Origin of the sequence: Streptomyces erythrochromogenes, from assembly GCF_036170895.1 — a bacterium.
Classification (GTDB): domain Bacteria; phylum Actinomycetota; class Actinomycetes; order Streptomycetales; family Streptomycetaceae; genus Streptomyces; species Streptomyces erythrochromogenes.
Window position 1 is genome coordinate 2,908,706 of record NZ_CP108036.1, and the last position, 19,841, is coordinate 2,928,546.

Below are 19,841 nucleotides of genomic sequence, written 5' to 3' on the forward strand. Positions count from 1 at the left end.
TCGCGGAGCGCGCCGGATCAGGAGACGCCCAGCTCCTTGGCGTTGGCCTTCAGGTCCTCGATGCCACCGCACATGAAGAACGCCTGCTCGGGGAAGTGGTCGTACTCACCGTCGCAGATCGCGTTGAACGCGGTGATCGACTCGTCGAGCGGAACGTCCGAACCGTCCACGCCGGTGAACTGCTTGGCGACGTGGGTGTTCTGCGACAGGAAGCGCTCGACGCGACGGGCACGGTGGACAACGAGCTTGTCCTCCTCGCCCAGCTCGTCGATACCGAGGATCGCGATGATGTCCTGGAGGTCCTTGTACTTCTGCAGGATCCCCTTGACACGCATGGCGGCCGCGTAGTGGTCCGCCGCGATGTACCGCGGGTCGAGGATGCGGGACGTGGAGTCCAGCGGGTCCACGGCCGGGTAGATGCCCTTCTCGGAGATCGGACGGGAGAGAACCGTCGTCGCGTCGAGGTGGGCGAAGGTGGTCGCCGGCGCCGGGTCGGTCAGGTCGTCCGCGGGGACGTAGATCGCCTGCATCGAGGTGATCGAGTGACCACGGGTCGAGGTGATGCGCTCCTGGAGGAGACCCATCTCGTCGGCCAGGTTCGGCTGGTAACCCACCGCGGAGGGCATACGGCCGAGCAGGGTCGACACCTCGGAACCCGCCTGGGTGTACCGGAAGATGTTGTCGATGAAGAAGAGCACGTCCTGCTTCTGAACATCGCGGAAGTACTCCGCCATGGTCAGACCGGCCAGGGCGACGCGCAGACGAGTGCCCGGGGGCTCGTCCATCTGGCCGAAGACGAGGGCCGTCTTGTCGATGACGCCCGAGTCGCCCATCTCCTCGATGAGGTCGTTGCCCTCACGGGTGCGCTCACCGACGCCCGCGAAGACCGACACACCGTCGTGGTTGTTGGCGACGCGGTAGATCATTTCCTGGATCAGAACGGTCTTGCCGACACCGGCACCACCGAACAGACCGATCTTTCCACCCTTGACGTACGGGGTGAGAAGGTCGATGACCTTGACGCCGGTCTCGAACATCTCCGTCTTGGACTCGAGCTCGTCGAAGCTCGGGGCCTTGCGGTGGATGGGCCAGCGCTCGGTGACCTCGGCGTTGGCCTCCGGGTAGTTCAGCACCTCACCCAGGGTGTTGAAGACCTTGCCCTTGGTGAAGTCACCGACGGGGACGGTGATGCCCTCGCCCGTGTCGGTCACCGGGGCCTGGCGGACCAGACCGTCGGTGGGCTGCATGGAGATCGTGCGGACCATGCCGTCACCCAGGTGCTGGGCGACCTCAAGGGTCAGCGTCTTGAGCGCGCCGTCCTCGGCCGGGTCGGCGACCTGGACCTTCAGCGCGTTGTAGATGTCGGGCATCGCGTCGACGGGGAACTCCACGTCGACGACCGGGCCGATGACCCGGGCGACGCGGCCCGTGGCGGCGGCCGTCTCAACAGAGGTCGTCATTACTTGTCACTCCCCGCGGTCGCGTCGGCCATGGCGCTGGCGCCACCGACGATCTCGCTGATTTCCTGGGTGATTTCGGCCTGGCGGGCCGCGTTGGCAAGCCGGGAGAGGCTCTTGATGAGGTCTCCGGCGTTGTCGGTCGCCGACTTCATCGCGCGGCGGCGGGCGGCGTGCTCGGAAGCGGCCGACTGCAGCAGTGCGTTGTAGATACGGCTCTCGACGTAGCGCGGCAGCAGGGCGTCGAGGACGTCCTCCGCCGACGGCTCGAAGTCGAACAGCGGAAGGATCTCGCCCTTCGCACCGTCCTCCTCCGCAGCCTTGTCGAGGCTGAGCGGCAGCATCCGTCCGTCCACCGCGTTCTGCGTCATCATCGACACGAATTCCGTGTAGACGATGTGCAGCTCGTCGACGCCACCCTCGGCCGTGTCCAGCTGGATGGCCTCGATCAGCGGCGCCGCGACGCGCTTGGCGTCGGCGTAGGCCGGGCTGTCGGTGAAGCCGGTCCACGACTCCGTGACCTTGCGCTCACGGAACCCGTAGTAGGCGACACCCTTGCGGCCGACGATGTACGCGTCGACCTCCTTGCCCTCGGCCTGCAGCCGCTCGGTGAGCCGGTCCGCCTGCTTGATGGCGTTCGAGGAGTAGCCGCCGGCCAGACCGCGGTCGCTCGTGATGAGCACGATCGCGGCGCGGGTCGGCGCCTCGACCTCGGTGGTCAGGGCGTGCTTGTTGTTCGAACCGGTCGCCACCGCGGTCACCGCACGGGTGAGCTCGGTCGCGTACGGCATCGACGCCGCCACCTTGCGCTGCGCCTTGACGATGCGCGAGGCGGCGATCATCTCCATCGCCTTGGTGATCTTCTTGGTCGCCGTGATGGCACGGATGCGACGCTTGTAGACCCGGAGCTGCGCTCCCATGAGTCAGGTCCCTTCCGTCGTCACTTGGAGACGTTGACGGCCGGCACGTCCTCGCCCAGGAGCTTGCCGTCCGAGGTCTCGAACTGGCGCTTGAAGGCGGCGATGGCGTCAGCGATCGAGCCCAGGGTGTCGTCCGACATCTTGCCGCCGTCGGCGATGGAGGTGAGGAGGTCCTTGCGCTCGCGGCGCAGGTGCTCCAGCAGCTCCGACTCGAAGCGACGGATGTCGGCGACCGGGACGTCGTCCATCTTGCCGGTGGTGCCGGCCCAGACGGAGACGACCTGCTCCTCGACGGGCATCGGCTGGTACTGGCCCTGCTTCAGCAGCTCGACCATGCGCTTGCCGCGCTCCAGCGAAGCCTTCGACGCGGCGTCCAGGTCGGAACCGAAGGCGGCGAACGCCTCCAGCTCGCGGTACTGGGCCAGGTCGACGCGCAGACGGCCGGAAACCTGCTTCATGGCCTTGTGCTGGGCGGAGCCACCGACGCGGGAGACCGAGATACCGACGTTCAGCGCCGGGCGCTGGCCCGCGTTGAACAGGTCGGACTCCAGGAAGCACTGGCCGTCGGTGATGGAGATGACGTTGGTCGGGATGAACGCCGACACGTCGTTCGCCTTGGTCTCGACGATCGGCAGACCGGTCATCGAACCGGCGCCCATGTCGTCGGACAGCTTCGCGCAGCGCTCCAGCAGACGGGAGTGCAGGTAGAAGACGTCACCCGGGTAGGCCTCGCGGCCCGGCGGGCGGCGCAGCAGCAGCGAGACGGCGCGGTAGGCGTCGGCCTGCTTCGACAGGTCGTCGAAGATGATCAGGACGTGCTTGCCGGCGTACATCCAGTGCTGGCCGATGGCGGAACCGGTGTACGGCGCCAGGTACTTGAAGCCGGCCGGGTCGGACGCCGGGGCGGCGACGATCGTCGTGTACTCGAGCGCGCCGGCCTCTTCCAGGGCGCCGCGAACGGACGCGATGGTCGAGCCCTTCTGGCCGATGGCGACGTAGATGCAGCGGACCTGCTTGTTCACGTCGCCCGAGCGCCAGTTGTCGCGCTGGTTGATGATCGTGTCGACGGCCAGAGCGGTCTTGCCGGTCTGACGGTCACCGATGATCAGCTGACGCTGGCCACGGCCGATCGGCACCATCGCGTCGACGGCCTTGTAGCCGGTCTGCATGGGCTCGTGCACCGACTTACGGACCATGACGCCCGGGGCCTGCAGCTCGAGGGCGCGGCGGCCTTCGGTCGCGATCTCGCCGAGGCCGTCGATCGGGTTGCCGAGCGGGTCGACAACGCGGCCGAGGTAGCCCTCGCCGACGCCTACGGAGAGAACCTCACCGGTGCGCTGCACCGGCTGGCCCTCCTCGATACCGCTGAACTCGCCGAGGACGATCGCACCGATCTCGCGCTCCTCGAGGTTGAGGGCGAGACCGAGGGTGCCGTCCTCGAACTTCAGCAGCTCGTTCGCCATGGCGGAGGGCAGGCCCTCCACCTTCGCGATGCCGTCGCCGGCAACGCTGACCGTTCCGACCTCCTCGCGCGAGGCCGCGTCCGGCTGGTACGACTGGACAAAGGTCTCCAGTGCGTCCCGGATCTCCTCCGGCCGGATCGTGAGCTCCGCCATCTGGGTTCCCTGCTCTCCTTGTTGGGCCTGAAGCTTCTTAGGGGTCTGGGGGTGACCCCCAGGAATCTTCTGCAAGTTCTGCACGGCCCAACCGGGCCGCTAGGAATGCTTTGTACTTTTGGTGGCTGGTCAGCCGGCCATGCGGCGGGACGCCTCTGCGAGGCGGTCCGCGATGGTGCCGTCGATGACCTCGTCGCCGACGCGCACCGAGATCCCGCCGAGGACCTCGGGGTCCACGTCGAGGTTCAGGTGCATCTGGCGGCCGTACAGCTTGGCCAGCACCGCGCCGAGACGCTGCTTCTGCACGTCGCTGAGCGGAACCGCACTGGTCACGGTGGCGACCATGCGGTCACGGCGCTCGGCGGCGAGCTTGGAAAGGGACTCGAGTCCCGCTTCCAGGCTACGTCCACGCGGGTGCGTGACAAGACGGATCACCAGGCGCTCGGTGACGGCGTTCACCTTGCCGCCGAGCAGGCTGCGCAGCAGCTGGCTCTTGGCGGAGGCGGTCGCCGCGCGGTCGGTCAGCGCGGCACGCAGCTCGGTGTTCGAGGACACGATCCGGCCGAAGCGGAAGACCTCGTCCTCGACGTTGTCGAGCGCGTCGGCCTGCTGGGCCGCCGTGAGGTCGGCGGTGGCCGCCAGCTCCTCCAGCGAGTCCACCAGGTCGCGGGACTGCGACCAGCGGGACCGGGCCATGCCGGACACCAGGTCGAGGGTCTCCCCGCCGACCTGACCGCCGAGCAGCCGAGCGACGAGCTCGGCCTTGGCCTCGCCGGCCTGCGCCGGGTCCGTGATGACCCGACGCAGCGAGACCTCACGGTCGAGCAGCGCGGTGACAGCGGCCAGCTCACCGGCGAGCTTCGCCACGTCGACGGACGTGTTGTCCGTCAGCGCGTCGAGACGCTCGCGCGCGGAGGCCAGCGCCTCGCGGCTCGCTCCGTTCATCGGGCCGCCTCGGCCTTCTCCTCAAGCTCGCTGAGGAAGCGGTCGATGGTGCGGCTCTGCCGGGCGTGGTCCTCGAGGGACTCGCCGACGAGCTTGCCGGCCAGGTCGGTGGCAAGCTTGCCGACGTCCTGACGCAGCGCCTGAGAGGCGGCCTTGCGGTCTGCGGCGATCTGGGCGTGGCCGGCAGCGATGATCTCCTCACGCTGCCGCTGGCCCTCTGCGCGCAGTTCTTCCTTCAGCGCAGTGCCCTGCTCCAGCGCTTCCTGGCGCAGGCGCGCGGCCTCGTGCCGGGCCTCGGCGAGCTGGGCCTTGTACTGCTCCAGCACGCTCTGGGCCTCGGTCTGAGCGGCTTCCGCCTTCTCGATACCGCCCTCGATGGCCTCACGGCGCTCTTCCAGAACCTTGTTGATGTTCGGGAGGAGCTTCTTCGCGAGGAAACCGAAGACGATGACGAAGGCGATCAGACCGATGACGAGCTCGGGGATCGGCGGGATGAGGGGGTTTTCCCCGCCCTCAGCCGCGAGAACCATGAGGTTCACTTCAGTGCCTTTCGTCTAGTGGGCTGGTCGTGGATCCGAAGATCACGGGCCGTAGACGAACGGCATGACCAGACCGATGAGGGCGAGCGCCTCACAGAAGGCGAAGCCGAGGATCTGGTTGGCGCGGATCAGGCCGGCCGCCTCGGGCTGACGAGCAAGAGCCTGGGTGCCGTTACCGAAGATGATGCCGACGCCGACGCCGGGGCCGATGGCCGCGAGACCGTAACCGATGGAGCCGAGGGAGCCGGTGACGGCAGCAAGGGTCTGGGACATGCCAGTTCTTCCTTCTCTTTCACGGACCGGTGGGGGTTGGCCACCGGACGAATACGGGGGTCTGAGGGGAGCGAGCCCGACTCAGTGGTGTTCGGCCAGCGCGCCCTGGATGAAGCTGCAGGCCAGGAGGACGAAGACGTACGCCTGGACGGCCTGGATGAACAGCTCGAAGGCCGTCATCACGAGCACCATGACGAACGAGACGCCGGCGTAGGCGATACCGATGCCGTTCAGCAGGTACCAGCTGGCGATGGTGAAGAGCAGCAGCAGGGTGTGACCGGCGAACATGTTCGCGAACAGTCGCACGGCGTGCGTGAACGGACGGACCAGGACGTTCGAGAAGAACTCGATGACCATGACCATCGGCAGGACGGCGCCCAGCGACTTGTCGTAGCCCGTGAGGTTCTTGAAGCCACCGACGAAGCCGTGACGCTTGAAGGTCACCGACATCCAGATGACGTAGACGATCAGCGCGAGGATGGCCGGGTACGAGATGATCGACGTCACCGGGAACTGGGCCAGCGGGACGATCGACCAGACGTTGAGGATCCAGACGAGGAAGAACAGCGAGACCATGAAGGGGACGTACTTCTCGCCCTCCTTCTTGCCCAGCGTCTCGTAGACGATGCCGCGGCGCACGAAGTCGTATCCGGCCTCAGCGACCATCTGCAGCTTGCCCGGGACGACCTTCGGCTTCCGGAAAGCCATCCAGAAGAAGCCGACGATGATGACCGAGCCCAGCAGGGCCAGGAGCATCGTCTTGTTGAAGTAGAAGTTGCTGTCCGCGTCGCCGAAGATCGGCTGGAACAGGAACGAGTGCAGGCCGGGAGCCGGGAAGCCACAACCGTCGAAGATGTGGCAGTCGGTCTCGAAGGCGAGCACCGTCGTCGGGTCAGCACTCACCGCGGGCTCCTTCAGCGTGGCGCATAGGTACGGCAACCTCGTTGTGTCGGCGCGGCGAGCAGCCGCTGTTCGGCACTGGACTGGTGTTACGAATGATGGGGCGGCGATCAGGCATCGAGCCTCGCGATGGGACAGGCGTCAGCTCAGATGCCCGCGCCCGCAATGCCGCAGTTGGCACCGGACGATAGCAGGATCTCGAACGCCCACTTATCCCGGCCCTACCCTTCACGTCTTAGGTCCCGGATTTTCGGGCTTGTTGCCCGTCGTCGAGTCCGGTTCGACGTAAAGGATCTTGGCCTTCATGTGCGCGCGGGTCTGCGCGGCGATCCACACGAGGGTGGTCGCCACGAGCGTGATCGCGAACGCCTTGGGGTTGAACAGGGTGGTGTTCTTGAACGCCGCGACAAACACGAAAAGCAGCAGGATCTGGGCCGTGTAGAGCATGAGCCCCATGGCCTGGAAGAGGTGCGGAAGCGATTTCGCCGTGCGCTGCAGAACGACGAATCCGATGCCCATGAACAGGATCACGACCAGCGTCGCGACGACCGCTCCGACCGCACCCTTGCCGCCGACGACAAGCCCGCTGATCAACGCGGCGAGTGCGCCGGCGATGGCCGTGGGCACGGCGGCTTGCAGGAGGGATCGGACGTCATCTGACCGCATGGCGGTTTGCTCCGCGTGGTGGTGGGGGCACTGGACTCGTACGGGACGAGCGTAAGCCCGGTCCGAGAGAGAACCTCGGGCCGAGAGACCGTCGCACTACGGTCCTTCGGCTCTGTCGCCGGGTTTAGTGAACGGTATCACAAACTATTTGATGAGAGCTTTACCTGCTGGGTGTGCCGACTGTCACACATGAGAGTGACCCTGCGCGTGTGTGCACCCCACCCCGGCGGAATGTCTGGTAGTGCGGCTTTGGGGCTGAAACGGCAGCCGTCATCAACGAGCACGATCGAGGCTGACGGACGCGCGGCCTTGACCGCGCACGGCAGCGCGGGCCCCTGCTTCCGCACGGGCCCGCGCCGATGAAATCGTCGATCGGATCAGCAACCGATGTTCTTGATGCCCGTTCCGGACGTCCGGTTCGGGGGACCCGCAGGACGTCCGGACACTCGGACATCTATGGCAATGAACATCCCTTTTGACCGATCGGGCACTTACGGGCACTGGTCCGGGTCGCGCACGAGAACAGGCCCGGGGTGCCGTGTGCCAGGGAAGGCGGGGGCGCCGTTTGCCCGGGATGTCAGCGGGTGGATTCAGCCTTGCGCCGCTCGGGGAAGCGCGAACGGGGGCCCACGGCGGTTGCGCCGTTGACGCCCGAGACGCCCGCGGCGATCGGCCTGGCGGGCTGGGGTTCGGCGCCCGACGCGTCCTGTGCGGCCGCCTCCGCGGCCGCCTCGGCCGCGCGTGCGGAGTGCCGGTAGCGCGGCGGGACCAGGCGCTCGGCCCAGGCCGGCGTGCGCGGCGTGAAGCGCGGCAGGAGCAGCAGGAACAGGCCCACCGCGCTGAGCACGGCGATCACCAGCACGATCCACATCGCGGTGGAGTGCACGGAGTAGGCGACAGTGCCGAAGGCGATCAGGCCGGACCAGAAGTACATGATCAGGACCGCGCGGCTGTGCGAGTGGCCGAGTTCCAGCAGCCGGTGGTGCAGGTGCCCGCGGTCGGCCGCGAACGGCGACTGGCCGTTCCACGTACGCCGCACGATGGCCAGGATCAGGTCCGCCATCGGGATCGCGATGACCGTCAGGGGCAGGATCAGCGGGATGTAGGCGGGCAGCATCGCGTGCGTCGCGTTGCGCTCACCACCGGCGAACAGGGCCAGCGCGTCCGGGTCCACCTGACCCGTCAGGGAGATCGCCGCGGCGGCCAGGACCAGTCCGATGAGCATCGAGCCGGAGTCGCCCATGAAGATCCGCGCCGGGTGCATGTTGTGCGGCAGGAAGCCCAGGCACATGCCCATCAGGATCGCGGCGAACAGGGTCGCGGGGGCCGCGGACTCGATCCCGTAGCCGAACCAGATCCGGTAGGCGTACAGGAAGAGCGCGGCGGCGGCGATGCAGACCATGCCCGCGGCGAGGCCGTCGAGGCCGTCCACGAAGTTCACCGCGTTGATGGTGATGACGACGAGCGCCACCGTGAGCAGGTTGCCCTGCCACTGGGTGAGCGGGACCGTGCCGATGAACGGGACCGGGATCCACAGGATCGTCAGGCCCTGCATGACCATCACGCCGGCGGAGATCATCTGCGCGCCGAGCTTGATCAGAGCGTCGATCTCGAACTTGTCGTCCAGTACGCCGATCAGCCAGATCAGGGCGGCGCCGGAGAGCAGTGCCCGCGGTTCGTTCGACTTCTCGAAGACCGCGTTGAGGTTCTGCAGGTGGTCCGCGACCAGCAGGCCCGCGCACAGGCCGCCGAACATCGCGATCCCGCCGAGGCGCGGCGTCGGCTCGCGGTGCACGTCGCGGGCGCGGATCTCCGGCATGGCCCCGGCCGCGATCGCGAACTTCCGCACGGGCCCGGTCAGCAGGTAGGTCACCGCGACCGTGACGCAAAGCGTCAGCAGATATTCACGCACTGGCTGCCCCAGATGTATCGCCGGCCATCTCAGCCCCACACATTAGCTGCGATGTCCCCTCCACCGAGGACGCGAGGGGTCGGTATACCGGTTCCACTACACCCCTCTTGTCCCATTTACTCCCCGTAAGGGGGAAATCCTGCTGTGAGCTCGCCGACCTCCGAACGTGTCTGCGCGGCGTCCCCGTGCAGCGCGGCGGCGAACAGCTCCGCGATCCGGAGCATCTGCGGCTCCCCCATCCCCTGGGTGGTCACGGCGGCCGTCCCCAGCCGTACGCCCCGCTGGTCCCCGTACGGCAGCACGCACGTGTCCAGCACGATGCCGGCGGCGGCCAGCCGGCCGCGGGCGGTCGGGCCGTCCACGCCCAGCGGCGCCGGGTCGGCGGTGATCATGTGCGTGTCGGTGCCGCCGGTGGTGATCGTGAACCCGCGCTCCTCCAGCGCCCCGGCCAGCGCCCGGGCATTGGAGACCACGCGGTGGGCGTAGGTGGCGAAGGCCGGCCGGGCCGCCTCGCCGAAGGCCACCGCCTTGGCGGCGATGGTGTGCATCTGGGCCCCGCCCTGGGTGAAGGGGAACACCGCCCGGTCGATGCGCTCGGCGAACTCGGCGCCGCACAGGACCATCCCGCCGCGCGGCCCGCGCAGCACCTTGTGCGTGGTCGCGCAGACGACGTCGGCGTAGGGCACCGGACTCGGCGCGGCCCCGCCGGCCACCAGCCCGATGGGATGCGCGGCATCGGCGATCAGATACGCCCCGACCTCGTCGGCGATCTCCCGGAAGGCCGAGTACTCGGGGTGGCGGGGGTAGGAGATGGACCCGCACACGATGGCCTTGGGCCGGTGCGCCCGGGCGAGGTCCTGCACCTGCCGGTAGTCGATGAGGCCCGTCCCGGCGTCGACCCCGTAACCGACGAAGGTGAACCACTGGCCCGAGGAGTTGGCGGGCGAGCCGTGCGTGAGGTGTCCCCCGTACGGGAGCCCCATCGCCAGCACGGTGTCCCCCGGCCGCAGCAGCGCCGCGTAGGCGGCCAGGACGGCCGAGGATCCGGAATGCGGCTGCACGTTCGCGTGCTCGGTCCCGAACAGCGCCTTGGCCCGCTCGACGGCGATCTGCTCGGCCAGGTCGGCGTACTCGCAGCCGCCGTGGTAGCGGGCGCCGGGGTAGCCCTCGGCGTACTTGTTGGCGAGCGGGGACCCCAGCGCCGTCAGGACGGCCGTCGAGGTGAAGTTCTCCGCGGCGCTCAGCTGCAGCGTGCCGGCCTGCCTGCGGCCCTCCCCGGCGAGTACGTCGGCCATCTGCGGGTCCTGCCGGCGCAGCAGGTCCGTGGGCTGGGTGATGACGCTCATGGCGCGACTCCAGGGGGGTACCGGGTACCAGCCACTGTAGGCCCGGCCCGCCCGTCACGCCTCGCGGCACCGCCGCCCCTCCGGCCGCCGGAGTCACCGGCGGGCCGTCACACCCGTCAGAGCCGTCACCACGGGGTCCAGCGCCCGGTCGAGCACCTCCCCGACGCGCACCTCACACCGCTCGGCCCCGGGGGGCCTCCCGGGCATCGGCCCGCTGCGCCGACCTCCGGCCGCCGGAGTCAGCGGCGGGCCGTCACGCCCGTCAGGGCCGTCACCACGGGGTCCAGCGCCTGGTCGAGCACCTCCCCGACGCGCACCTCACACCGCTCGGCCCCGGGGGGCCTCCCGGGCATCGGCCCGCTGCGCCGGCCTCCGGCCGCCGGAGTCAGCGGCGGGCCGTCACGCCCGTCAGGGCCGTCACCACGGGGTCCAGCGCCTGGTTGATCTCGTCGCCGATGGAGCGGAAGAAGGTGATGGGGGCGCCGTACGGGTCGTAGACCTCGTCCGCGTCGGGCGACGGCGCCAGCAGCCACCCGCGCAGCGCCGCGGCGGCCCGTACGAGCGCCCGCGCCCGCTCCGCCATGCCGTCGTCCAGCGGCGGCAGCGTGGCCGGGTCTATGGCCCGGACCAGCCGGGTGAACTCCTTGAGCGTGAAGGTGCGCAGCCCCGCCGAATGCCCCATCGAGATGACCTGCGCACGGTGGTCGCGCGTGGCGGTCAGCACCAGGTCGGCGCGTATGACGTGCTCGTCCAGCAGCTCGCGGCCGGTGAACCCGGACGCGTCCGCCCCGAAGTCCTCCAGCACGGCGGCCGCGTTCGCCTCCATCGGGGCGCCCTCGTGGCCCCACGTGCCGGCGCTCTCCACGATGAGGTCGCCGCCGACGGGGCCGCCGAGGCGGTGCGAGAGGGCGTGCCGGGTCAGCCGCTCGGTGATCGGCGAGCGGCACACGTTGCCCGTGCTGACGTGGAGTATGCGGAAAGTGTTTCCCCCTGCTATGCCACGCCCCTCAGGGCTCACGGGGCCACCTCGAGGTCGGGTACGACCTCCCGCAGCTGGTCGGCGCTCAGCGCCCCCTCGCGCAGCAGCACGGGAACCTTCCCCGTGACGTCGACGATCGACGACGGCTCGATGCCGGGCGTCGGACCGCCGTCCAGGTAGACCGACACCGAGTCGCCGAGCATCTCGCGCGCCGCGTCGCAGTCCTCGGGAGCCGGGTGCCCGGAGAGGTTGGCCGAGGACACCGCCATCGGGCCGACCTCCGTCAGCAGCTCGATGGCGACGGGGTGCAGCGGCATGCGCACGGCCACGGTGCCCCGGGTGTCGCCCAGGTCCCACGCCAGCGAGGGCTGGTGCTTGGCGACCAGCGTCAGCGCACCGGGCCAGAAGGCGTCGACGAGCTCCCAGGCCTGCTCGGAGAAGTCCGTGACGAGGCCGTGCAGGGTGTTCGGGGATCCGATGAGCACCGGGGTGGGCATGCCGCGGCCGCGCCCCTTGGCGGCGAGCAGGTCGTGCACGGCCTCCGGGCTGAAGGCGTCCGCGCCGATCCCGTACAGGGTGTCGGTGGGCAGCACGACGAGCTCGCCGCGGCGCACGGCGGATGCGGCTTCGCGCAGACCCGTCTTGCGGTCCGTCGCGTCGTTGCAGTCGTATCGCCGGGCCATCAGCGGGCCTCCTCGTGCAGCAGGGTGGGGGCGGGGGTCGTCGCGCCGGTCACGGCAGTGCCTTGCGGGCGGTGGCGAAGCGCGGGCGGTTGTTGAGGTCGGGGTGGTCGGCCGCGTCGGCCCAGCCCCGTTCCTCGGCGAAGATCCACGGGACCTGGCCGCCCTGCGTGTCGGCGTGCTCGACGACGACGATGCCGCCGGGGCGCAGCAGCCGGTGGGCGGTGCGTTCGAGGCCCCGGATGGTGTCGAGGCCGTCCTCGCCGGAGAAGAGCGCCATCTCCGGGTCGTGGTCGCGGGCCTCGGGCGCCACGTACTCCCACTCGGTGAGCGGGATGTACGGAGGGTTGGAGATGACCAGGTCGACCTGGCCGTCGAGCTCGGGCAGCGCGCTCAGGGCGTCGCCCTGGTGGACGGTGACCCGGGAGCCCTCGGCGTTCTTGCGGGTCCACCGCAGGGCGTCCTCGGACAGCTCGACCGCGTGCACGCGCGAGCGCGGCACCTCCTGGGCCATGGCCAGCGCGATCGCACCGGATCCGGTGCACAGGTCGACGATCAGCGGCTCGACGACGTCCATCGCCCGGACGGCCTGTATGGCCCAGTCCACGACCGACTCGGTCTCGGGCCGGGGCACGAAGACCCCGGGCCCGACCTGGAGCTCCAGGTACCGGAAGAAGGCGCGCCCGGTGATGTGCTGGAGCGGCTCGCGCGCCTCGCGGCGGGCGACGGCCTCCCAGTAGCGGGCGTCGAAGTCCGCGTCCTTGACGTGGTGCAGTTCCCCCCGTTTGACGCCGTGCACGAAGGCTGCGAGCTCCTCCGCGTCGAAGCGCGGTGAGGGCACGCCGGCGGCGGCCAGCCGCTGGGTGGCCTGGGCCACCTCGGCAAGCAGCAAGTTCACGCTGGTCCTCCGGGCTGCTGTCGTACGGGGGGGTGAAGCGGGTTCCGGTCAGTTCGCGGCGGCTAGCTTGGCCGCGGAGTCGGTGTCCACGCAGGCCTGGATGACCGAGTCGAGGTCGCCGTCGAGCACCTGGTCCAAGTTGTACGCCTTGAAGCCGGTGCGGTGGTCCGAGATCCGGTTCTCCGGGAAGTTGTACGTACGGATCTTCTCGGACCGGTCCACGGAGCGGACCTGGCTGCGGCGCACGTCGGAGGCCTCCTGCTCGGCGGCCTCCTGGGCGGCGGCCAGCAGGCGCGACCGCAGGATGCGCATGGCCTGCTCCTTGTTCTGGAGCTGGCTCTTCTCGTTCTGGCAGGAGGCGACCACACCGGTCGGGATGTGCGTGATGCGCACGGCCGAGTCGGTGGTGTTGACGGACTGGCCGCCGGGGCCGGAGGAGCGGTACACGTCGATGCGGAGGTCGTTCATGTTGATCTCGACCTCGACCTCCTCGGCCTCCGGGGTGACGAGCACGCCGGCGGCGGAGGTGTGGATGCGGCCCTGGGACTCGGTGGCCGGAACGCGCTGGACGCGGTGCACGCCGCCCTCGTACTTCAGGCGGGCCCACACGCCCTGGCCGGGCTCGGTGGCGCCGTTGCCGCCCTTGGTGCGGACGGAGACCTGGACGTCCTTGTAGCCGCCGAGCTCGGACTCGGTGGCGTCGATGATCTCGGTCTTCCAGCCCACGCGCTCGGCGTAGCGCAGGTACATGCGCAGCAGGTCGCCGGCGAACAGGGCCGACTCGTCGCCGCCCGCGCCCGCCTTGACCTCGAGGAGCACGTCCTTGTCGTCGCTGGGGTCGCGCGGGACGAGCAGCAGGCGGAGCTTCTCGGTGAGCTCCTCGCGCTGCTGGGTCAGCTCCTTGACCTCGGCGGCGAAGTCCGGGTCGTCGGCCGCGAACTCCTTCGCCGTCTCGATGTCCTCGCCGGTCTGCTTCCAGGCACGGAAGGTAGCGATGATCGGGGTCAGCTCCGCGTAGCGCTTGTTCAGCTTGCGCGCGTTGGCCTGATCGGAGTGGACCGAAGGGTCGGCGAGCTGCTTCTCGAGGTCGGCGTGTTCGCCAACCAGTTCCTCGACCGCCTCGAACATCGGGGGACTCCTGTGGTGAAAGTGCGGGGGGACTGCACGGGGTGACGGGCTTGAACGACGACAAAGGCGCCGGTCCGGCCGCCCCCGAGTGGACAGGGGGCGGCCGGAGACCGGCGCCTGGGTCGCGCTACTTCTTGGCCGCGCCCTTGCCGAAGCGCGCCTCGAAGCGGGCCACACGGCCACCGGTGTCGAGGATCTTCTGCTTGCCCGTGTAGAACGGGTGGCACTCGGAGCAGACCTCGGCACGGATGGTGCCCTCGGTCAGGGTGCTACGGGTCGTGAACGACGCGCCGCAGGTGCAGCTGACCGCGGTCTCGACGTACTCGGGGTGAACATCGCGCTTCAAGGTGTCTCCTAGATTCGGGAGGGCGCCGGGTCGCAGGAGCCGAATTGCGCACTGCGTGAACCGGGGCCGACAGACCAGTCTGCCAGGACCGGGCTGCCTGTCAAAATTCTGAGGACATCACCCTCAACGGGAGGGGGCGCCGGTCTATTCCGCGGTCCGTTCCGGCGGCCTCCCGGGACGCCCGCGAGCCCCCGCCTACTGGACGACGGTCCCGGCCGCGCTCTTGTCCCCGGTGGAGTTCGCGGTGGCCTCGGCGGGGATCGGCCGGTCGGCCAGCAGGGCGTCCCAGACCATCTTGGACTCCTTCTGCAGGGGCGCGACGCGGTTCGCGTCGAGTGCGTCCGCGGTCACCGGCAGGGTGATCATCTGCATGTCGCCGGCGTCGATGCCCTGGAGGCTCTGGGCGAAGCCGGCGAGGGACTTCACGTCGCCGAGCGCCTTGTCGGTGGTGAGCGCCTTGGTCCCGGCGTCGGCGAGGTCGAGCAGCTTCTTGGGGTTGTCGAACACGCCGACGCCCTTGACCTGCTTGATCAGCGCCTTGATGAAGGCCTGCTGCAGCTGTATTCGGCCGAGGTCGCCGCCGTCCCCGACGCCGTGGCGGGTGCGGACCAGGCCGAGGGCCTGCTCGCCGTTCAGCTTGTTGGGGCCGGCGGGGAGGTCCAGGTGGCTGTAGTCGTCCTTGATCGGCTTGGTGGTGGTGACCTCGACCCCGCCGAGGGTGTCGATGATCTTCTTGAAGCCGGTGAAGTCGACCTCGATGTAGTGGTCCATGCGGATCCCCGACATCTTCTCGACGGTCTTGACCGCGCAGGCGGCGCCGCCGACGGTGTAGGCCTCGTTGAACTGCTTGCGACGGCCGCCGGGGTCGGTCTTCCCCCTGCCGCCGACGGCGCATTCGGGGCGGCTGGTCATGGTGTCTCGGGGTATGGACACGACGCTGGCCTTCTGGTGGCCCTCGTACAGGTGGACGACCATCGCGGTGTCGGAGCGGGCGGAGCCGCCGTCGTCCTGGCCGTACGCGCCGTTGGCGCCGCCTCGGGAGTCGGAGCCGAGGACGAGTATGTCCATCGAGCCGTTGTCGACGTTCGCCGGGCGGTCGATGCCCAGCGCCTGGTCGATGTCGACCGTCTTCAGGTTGCCGTTGAGCTTGAAGTAGAAGTAGCCCAGGCCCGCCCCGCCCAGCAGGACCACCGCGGCGGCGCACCACGCGGCCATGACGAGGGCCCTGCGGCGCGTCGCCGGTTTGCGTCGGCGCCGGCCCGTGGCGCGCCGGCCGCGGCCCTTGCTGTCCTCGGTCATGGTCTCCTCAGTCCTGAGTCCGGTCCCCGGGTCCGTACCGGCCCGCCGTCCACCCGCGGCCCTCTGACACAGACGGGCGAATGTCTTGAAGGGTTCCACGGCCGCCGCAACCCCCGTACGGCCACCACTTGCGTACGAACTGGGACAAAACTCTGCGTAGCGCCTTCCTCACCTGCGGTTTCGAGACACGCGGCGAAAGCCGCACAACGGGTGTGATGTGGCGAAGCTCGCACAGCACCCGGACGCCCTCCCCAGGCGCTCCGGGCGCCGGGGGAAAGCACGGCAGCCCCCGCCGCGGCGTGCGGCGGGGGCTGCTGTGGCGATGCCTCACGACCGGCGCGGGACGCCGGCCGACGGACCTCAGTCGTCGTTCTTGCCCGACGGGGTCGTCTTCGCGATCTGCATCAGGAACTCGGCGTTCGACTTCGTCTGCTTCATCTTGTCGAGGAGCAGTTCGATCGCCTGCTGCGAGTCCAGCGCGTGCAGCACCCGGCGCAGCTTCCAGACGATGGCGAGCTCTTCCGCGTTGAGGAGGATCTCCTCCTTGCGGGTGCCCGACGGGTCGACGTCGACGGCCGGGAAGATGCGCTTGTCGGCGAGCTTCCGGTCGAGCTTGAGCTCCATGTTGCCGGTGCCCTTGAACTCCTCGAAGATCACCTCGTCCATGCGCGAGCCGGTGTCGACCAGCGCGGTGGCCAGGATGGTCAGCGAGCCGCCGTCCTCGATGTTGCGCGCGGCACCGAAGAAGCGCTTCGGCGGGTACAGCGCGGTCGAGTCGACACCACCGGACAGGATGCGGCCGGAGGCGGGCGCCGCGAGGTTGTACGCGCGGCCCAGACGGGTGATGGAGTCCAGCAGGACGACCACGTCGTGACCCAGCTCGACGAGACGCTTGGCGCGCTCGATGGCCAGCTCGGCGACGGTGGTGTGGTCCTCGGCCGGGCGGTCGAAGGTCGAGGAGATGACCTCGCCCTTGACCGACCGCTGCATGTCGGTGACCTCTTCCGGACGCTCGTCGACCAGGACGACCATCAGGTGGCACTCGGGGTTGTTCGTGGTGATCGCGTTGGCGATCGCCTGCATGATCATGGTCTTGCCGGTCTTCGGCGGGGCCACGATCAGGCCGCGCTGGCCCTTTCCGATCGGCGACACGAGGTCGATGATGCGGGTGGTCAGCACGCCCGGGTCGGTCTCCAGGCGCAGCCGGTCCTGCGGGTACAGGGGCGTCAGCTTCTGGAACTCCGGTCGGCCGCGGCCGGATTCGGGCGCCATGCCGTTCACCGAGTCGAGGCGCACCAGGGCGTTGAACTTCTCGCGGCGCTCGCCGTCCTTGGGCTGGCGCACGGCACCCGTGGTGTGGTCGCCCTTGCGCAGACCCGCCTTGCGGACCTGGGCGAGGGAGACGTACACGTCGTTGGGGCCGGGCAGGTAGCCCGAGGTCCGGATGAACGCGTAGTTGTCCAGGATGTCGAGGATGCCCGCGACGGGGATCAGCACGTCGTCGTCGGCGACCTGCGGCTCGTTCGGCGCGAACTCGTCGCGGCCACGGCGGCCACGGCGGTCGCGGTAGCGGCCGCGACGGCCACGACGGCCGCCCTCGTCGTCGAAGTCGTCCTGCGGGCCTGCGTCCTGGCGGCCCTGCTGGCCCTGGCCCTGGCCCTGACCACGGCCGCCCTGCTGCTGGCGGTCCTGACGGTCGGCGCGGTCCTGACGGCCGCCTCCCTGACCGCCCTGCGCGGGCTGGCCCGGGGCCTGGCCGCCCTGGCCCTGCTCGTCGGCCTTGGCGCCACGGTCGCGGCGGTCGCGCTGGCGGTCGCCGCGCTCCCGGCGGTCGCGGCGGCCGCGGCCCTCGCCGTCCTGGCCCTGGGCCTGGCCGGCGGAGACCGCGGTGGCGGCCTCGGCCTTGGGCTCGGCGGGCGCGGTGGCGGTGGCCGTGTCGGCCTTCTGCTCGACCTGTACGGAGACGGGGGCCGAGCCCTCCGGGCTGCCGGAGGGGGCCGTGGCGCGACGGCGGCGGCGCTCGCCGACCGGGGCATCCTCTCCCCCGCTCTCGGCTGCGCTCGAGCGGGAGGGGCCGCCTGCCGGCTGGCCCGGAATCTCGATCTGCGCCTGCGCGGCGGGCTTCTCGGCGGGGGCCTCCGCCGGCGCGGCGTCGGCGGCAGCCGTACGGGCCTTGCTGGTGGCACGGCGCTTCGGCTTGGCCTCGGCGGTGTCCGCGGCGGCGGCGGCCTTGGGGGCACCGCTGCCCGCCTGCGCCTCCTTGATGACCTCGATCAGCTGGCTCTTGCGCATACGCGCGGTGCCCCTGATGCCGAGGCCCGACGCGACCTGCTGCAGCTCGGCGAGGACCATGCCGTCAAGGCCGGTGCCGGTGCGTCGACGCTTGGGCGCGGCGCCCGCGGCGGGGGCACTGGTGTCGACAGAGCTGTCGGCAGCGCCCATCAGATCGGTGGTGTCGCTCACGAAGGGTCCTTCCCTGGAGCGGACGTCGGCCTGTCTGGCTCGGCGACCGGTTGTGCTGTCCGACAACGGCCCTAGGTGTGGACCGTGCCGGGGCGGTGGTCCGCCGATAGAGATACGGCGGAAAGAAACGTGCGTGGGTTCCGGCGAGAAGCCCCCGAGCTGAAAGCGTGGGAAAATCACGCCGATTCCGGAGCGTGCTCGAAACTGCTGGAAGCGATCAAAGCAGTCGGGGAGGCTCCCGGAAGAAATGTGGTCCCGGATGGGGACACTGAGCACCGAGCCATGGCGGCTTCCGATGCGCACTTGAGACTAACACTACCGGATCCAATAGATATTCCCCCTCTCAATCACCGGCAATCGCGCGCTTCCGCGCGGGCGGCCTGCCCTGGCCGCCCGCCCCTGGCCGACTGGTCCTGCTCGAAGAGCAGGACCTAGCCGCCCTGGGTTCCCAGCGGAAGTACGCTCGCGCCCGCGGCGTCGAGGGCGAGCCGGTTGGCCGCCCACCCCTCGCCCGCGAGCTGCGCGACCTTGTCGGCCGCGTCGTTGTCGACCAGCGCGAGGACCGTGGGGCCCGCGCCGGAGATGACCGCGGGGATGCCGTCCGCCCGCAGTCGGTTGACGAGTGCCACGCTCTCGGGCATCGCCGGGGACCGGTACTCCTGGTGGAGCCGGTCTTCGGTGGCCGGCAGCAGCAGCTCGGGACGCCTGGTCAGGGCTTCCACGAGCAGGCCCGCGCGGCCTGCGTTGACGGCCGCGTCCACGTGCGGGACGGTGCGCGGCAGCAGGCCGCGCGCCGTCTCCGTGAGGACCGGCCGGGAAGGTACGAAGACCACCGGAACGATGGATTCGGCGGGCTCCATCCGGATCGCCCGGGCACTGCCCCCGTCCATCCACGCCAGCGTGAACCCGCCGAGCAGGCAGGCCGCGACGTTGTCGGGGTGGCCCTCGATCTCGGTGGCGAGCTCCAGGAGCGCCGCGTCGTCGAGCTTCGCCTCGCCGCCTATGGTGACGGCGCGGGCGGCGACGATGCCGGCGCAGATGGCGGCGGACGAGGAGCCGAGGCCCCGGCCGTGCGGGATCCTGTTGGCGCAGACGACCTCGAGGCCGCGCGGCTGGCCGCCCAGCAGGTCGAAGGCGGTGCGCATGGAGCGTACGAGCAGGTGGCTCTCGTCCCGCGGGAGGGTGTCGGCGCCCTCACCCGCGATGTCGATGTTCAGGCCGGAGTCGGCCACCCGTACGACGACGTCGTCGTAGAGGCCCAGGGCCAGGCCCAGGGCGTCGAAGCCGGGGCCGAGGTTGGCACTGCTGGCGGGGACGCGCACCCGTACGGCGGCGGCGCGGAACGCTGGACCGGCCATCGTCCGATGACACTCCTTGTGACTGTGCGAGAACTTCGCTCTTCGCTGGCTCGCTGTGAATGTACTGGAGAACGTACGACACCCGAAGGCCCTCGGGGCAGCACCGCAGTCATATG

Annotated in this window: 18 protein-coding genes; all 18 read right to left on the reverse strand. The window is 69.8% G+C overall.

The genetic code is table 11. From position 1 onward, the window contains the following. Nucleotides 1-17 precede the first annotated feature (17 nt). Nucleotides 18-1,460: a F0F1 ATP synthase subunit beta gene (gene atpD / locus OHA91_RS12875; protein ID WP_031148271.1), complete on the reverse strand. Its 1,443-nt coding sequence runs from the start codon at nucleotides 1,458-1,460 to the stop codon at nucleotides 18-20. Next, nucleotides 1,460-2,377: a F0F1 ATP synthase subunit gamma gene (locus OHA91_RS12880; RefSeq protein ID WP_031148269.1), complete on the reverse strand. Its 918-nt coding sequence runs from the start codon at nucleotides 2,375-2,377 to the stop codon at nucleotides 1,460-1,462. Before OHA91_RS12880 ends, atpD begins: the two co-directional genes overlap by 1 nt. 20 nt (nucleotides 2,378-2,397) lie before the next feature. Next, nucleotides 2,398-3,993: a F0F1 ATP synthase subunit alpha gene (gene atpA, locus OHA91_RS12885; protein ID WP_031148267.1), complete on the reverse strand. Its 1,596-nt coding sequence runs from the start codon at nucleotides 3,991-3,993 to the stop codon at nucleotides 2,398-2,400. A 129-nt stretch (nucleotides 3,994-4,122) separates the two neighbouring features. After that, nucleotides 4,123-4,938: a F0F1 ATP synthase subunit delta gene (locus OHA91_RS12890; protein WP_031148265.1), complete on the reverse strand. Its 816-nt coding sequence runs from the start codon at nucleotides 4,936-4,938 to the stop codon at nucleotides 4,123-4,125. Beyond that, nucleotides 4,935-5,468: a F0F1 ATP synthase subunit B gene (locus OHA91_RS12895; protein ID WP_031148263.1), complete on the reverse strand. Its 534-nt coding sequence runs from the start codon at nucleotides 5,466-5,468 to the stop codon at nucleotides 4,935-4,937. Before OHA91_RS12895 ends, OHA91_RS12890 begins: the two co-directional genes overlap by 4 nt. A gap of 51 nt (nucleotides 5,469-5,519) precedes the next feature. Beyond that, a complete protein-coding gene (atpE, locus tag OHA91_RS12900; protein WP_030768902.1) occupies nucleotides 5,520-5,750 on the reverse strand; it encodes an ATP synthase F0 subunit C in 231 nt (76 codons plus the stop codon). A gap of 81 nt (nucleotides 5,751-5,831) precedes the next feature. Continuing rightward, nucleotides 5,832-6,668: a F0F1 ATP synthase subunit A gene (atpB, locus tag OHA91_RS12905; RefSeq protein ID WP_037631884.1), complete on the reverse strand. Its 837-nt coding sequence runs from the start codon at nucleotides 6,666-6,668 to the stop codon at nucleotides 5,832-5,834. 210 nt (nucleotides 6,669-6,878) lie between these two features. After that, on the reverse strand, nucleotides 6,879-7,316 hold the full coding sequence (locus tag OHA91_RS12910) for a hypothetical protein (RefSeq protein WP_031148258.1): 438 nt from the start codon (nucleotides 7,314-7,316) through the stop codon (nucleotides 6,879-6,881). A gap of 577 nt (nucleotides 7,317-7,893) precedes the next feature. After that, complete coding sequence (locus tag OHA91_RS12915; RefSeq protein ID WP_209441480.1) at nucleotides 7,894-9,240, reverse strand: MraY family glycosyltransferase; 1,347 nt, start codon at nucleotides 9,238-9,240, stop codon at nucleotides 7,894-7,896. Between the two features lie 104 nt (nucleotides 9,241-9,344). Beyond that, nucleotides 9,345-10,574, reverse strand: a complete 1,230-nt coding sequence (locus tag OHA91_RS12920) for a serine hydroxymethyltransferase (protein ID WP_328739249.1) — start codon at nucleotides 10,572-10,574, stop codon at nucleotides 9,345-9,347. Nucleotides 10,575-10,959: 385 nt separating this feature from the next. Continuing rightward, nucleotides 10,960-11,592 (reverse strand): arsenate reductase/protein-tyrosine-phosphatase family protein, encoded by a 633-nt coding sequence (locus OHA91_RS12925; RefSeq protein ID WP_030853590.1) that lies wholly within the window; start codon nucleotides 11,590-11,592, stop codon nucleotides 10,960-10,962. Then, nucleotides 11,589-12,236 carry an L-threonylcarbamoyladenylate synthase gene (locus OHA91_RS12930; RefSeq protein ID WP_328739250.1) on the reverse strand — a complete coding sequence of 216 codons (648 nt, stop codon included), beginning with the start codon at nucleotides 12,234-12,236 and terminating at the stop codon, nucleotides 11,589-11,591. The genes OHA91_RS12925 and OHA91_RS12930 overlap by 4 nt, the downstream gene beginning before the upstream one ends. A 49-nt stretch (nucleotides 12,237-12,285) precedes the next feature. Continuing rightward, nucleotides 12,286-13,131, reverse strand: a complete 846-nt coding sequence (prmC, locus tag OHA91_RS12935) for a peptide chain release factor N(5)-glutamine methyltransferase (protein WP_030853584.1) — start codon at nucleotides 13,129-13,131, stop codon at nucleotides 12,286-12,288. Nucleotides 13,132-13,179: 48 nt separating this feature from the next. Next, entirely contained in the window at nucleotides 13,180-14,259 is a 1,080-nt protein-coding gene (prfA, locus tag OHA91_RS12940) for a peptide chain release factor 1 (protein WP_031148248.1), read from the reverse strand. 127 nt (nucleotides 14,260-14,386) lie between these two features. After that, complete coding sequence (gene rpmE, locus OHA91_RS12945) at nucleotides 14,387-14,605, reverse strand: 50S ribosomal protein L31 (protein WP_030008686.1); 219 nt, start codon at nucleotides 14,603-14,605, stop codon at nucleotides 14,387-14,389. A 195-nt stretch (nucleotides 14,606-14,800) separates the two neighbouring features. Continuing rightward, nucleotides 14,801-15,904, reverse strand: coding sequence for an LCP family protein (locus tag OHA91_RS12950; protein WP_031148245.1), 1,104 nt, complete (start codon nucleotides 15,902-15,904; stop codon nucleotides 14,801-14,803). Nucleotides 15,905-16,264: 360 nt separating this feature from the next. After that, nucleotides 16,265-18,367: a transcription termination factor Rho gene (gene rho, locus OHA91_RS12955; RefSeq protein WP_328739251.1), complete on the reverse strand. Its 2,103-nt coding sequence runs from the start codon at nucleotides 18,365-18,367 to the stop codon at nucleotides 16,265-16,267. Nucleotides 18,368-18,798: 431 nt separating this feature from the next. Next, nucleotides 18,799-19,725, reverse strand: coding sequence for a homoserine kinase (gene thrB / locus OHA91_RS12960; protein ID WP_030660261.1), 927 nt, complete (start codon nucleotides 19,723-19,725; stop codon nucleotides 18,799-18,801). Nucleotides 19,726-19,841: the final 116 nt, after the last annotated feature.

What these genes read in the sequence shown, in the direction of transcription:
- atpD (WP_031148271.1), bottom strand. Translation starts at nt 1,460, where the DNA reads ATGACGACCTCTGTTGAGACGGCCGCCGCCACGGGCCGCGTCGCCCGG.
- OHA91_RS12880 (WP_031148269.1), bottom strand. Translation starts at nt 2,377, where the DNA reads ATGGGAGCGCAGCTCCGGGTCTACAAGCGTCGCATCCGTGCCATCACG.
- atpA (WP_031148267.1), bottom strand. Translation starts at nt 3,993, where the DNA reads ATGGCGGAGCTCACGATCCGGCCGGAGGAGATCCGGGACGCACTGGAG.
- OHA91_RS12890 (WP_031148265.1), bottom strand. Translation starts at nt 4,938, where the DNA reads ATGAACGGAGCGAGCCGCGAGGCGCTGGCCTCCGCGCGCGAGCGTCTC.
- OHA91_RS12895 (WP_031148263.1), bottom strand. Translation starts at nt 5,468, where the DNA reads ATGGTTCTCGCGGCTGAGGGCGGGGAAAACCCCCTCATCCCGCCGATC.
- atpE (WP_030768902.1), bottom strand. Translation starts at nt 5,750, where the DNA reads ATGTCCCAGACCCTTGCTGCCGTCACCGGCTCCCTCGGCTCCATCGGT.
- OHA91_RS12910 (WP_031148258.1), bottom strand. Translation starts at nt 7,316, where the DNA reads ATGCGGTCAGATGACGTCCGATCCCTCCTGCAAGCCGCCGTGCCCACG.
- OHA91_RS12920 (WP_328739249.1), bottom strand. Translation starts at nt 10,574, where the DNA reads ATGAGCGTCATCACCCAGCCCACGGACCTGCTGCGCCGGCAGGACCCG.
- OHA91_RS12930 (WP_328739250.1), bottom strand. Translation starts at nt 12,236, where the DNA reads ATGGCCCGGCGATACGACTGCAACGACGCGACGGACCGCAAGACGGGT.
- prfA (WP_031148248.1), bottom strand. Translation starts at nt 14,259, where the DNA reads ATGTTCGAGGCGGTCGAGGAACTGGTTGGCGAACACGCCGACCTCGAG.
- OHA91_RS12950 (WP_031148245.1), bottom strand. Translation starts at nt 15,904, where the DNA reads ATGACCGAGGACAGCAAGGGCCGCGGCCGGCGCGCCACGGGCCGGCGC.
- thrB (WP_030660261.1), bottom strand. Translation starts at nt 19,725, where the DNA reads ATGGCCGGTCCAGCGTTCCGCGCCGCCGCCGTACGGGTGCGCGTCCCC.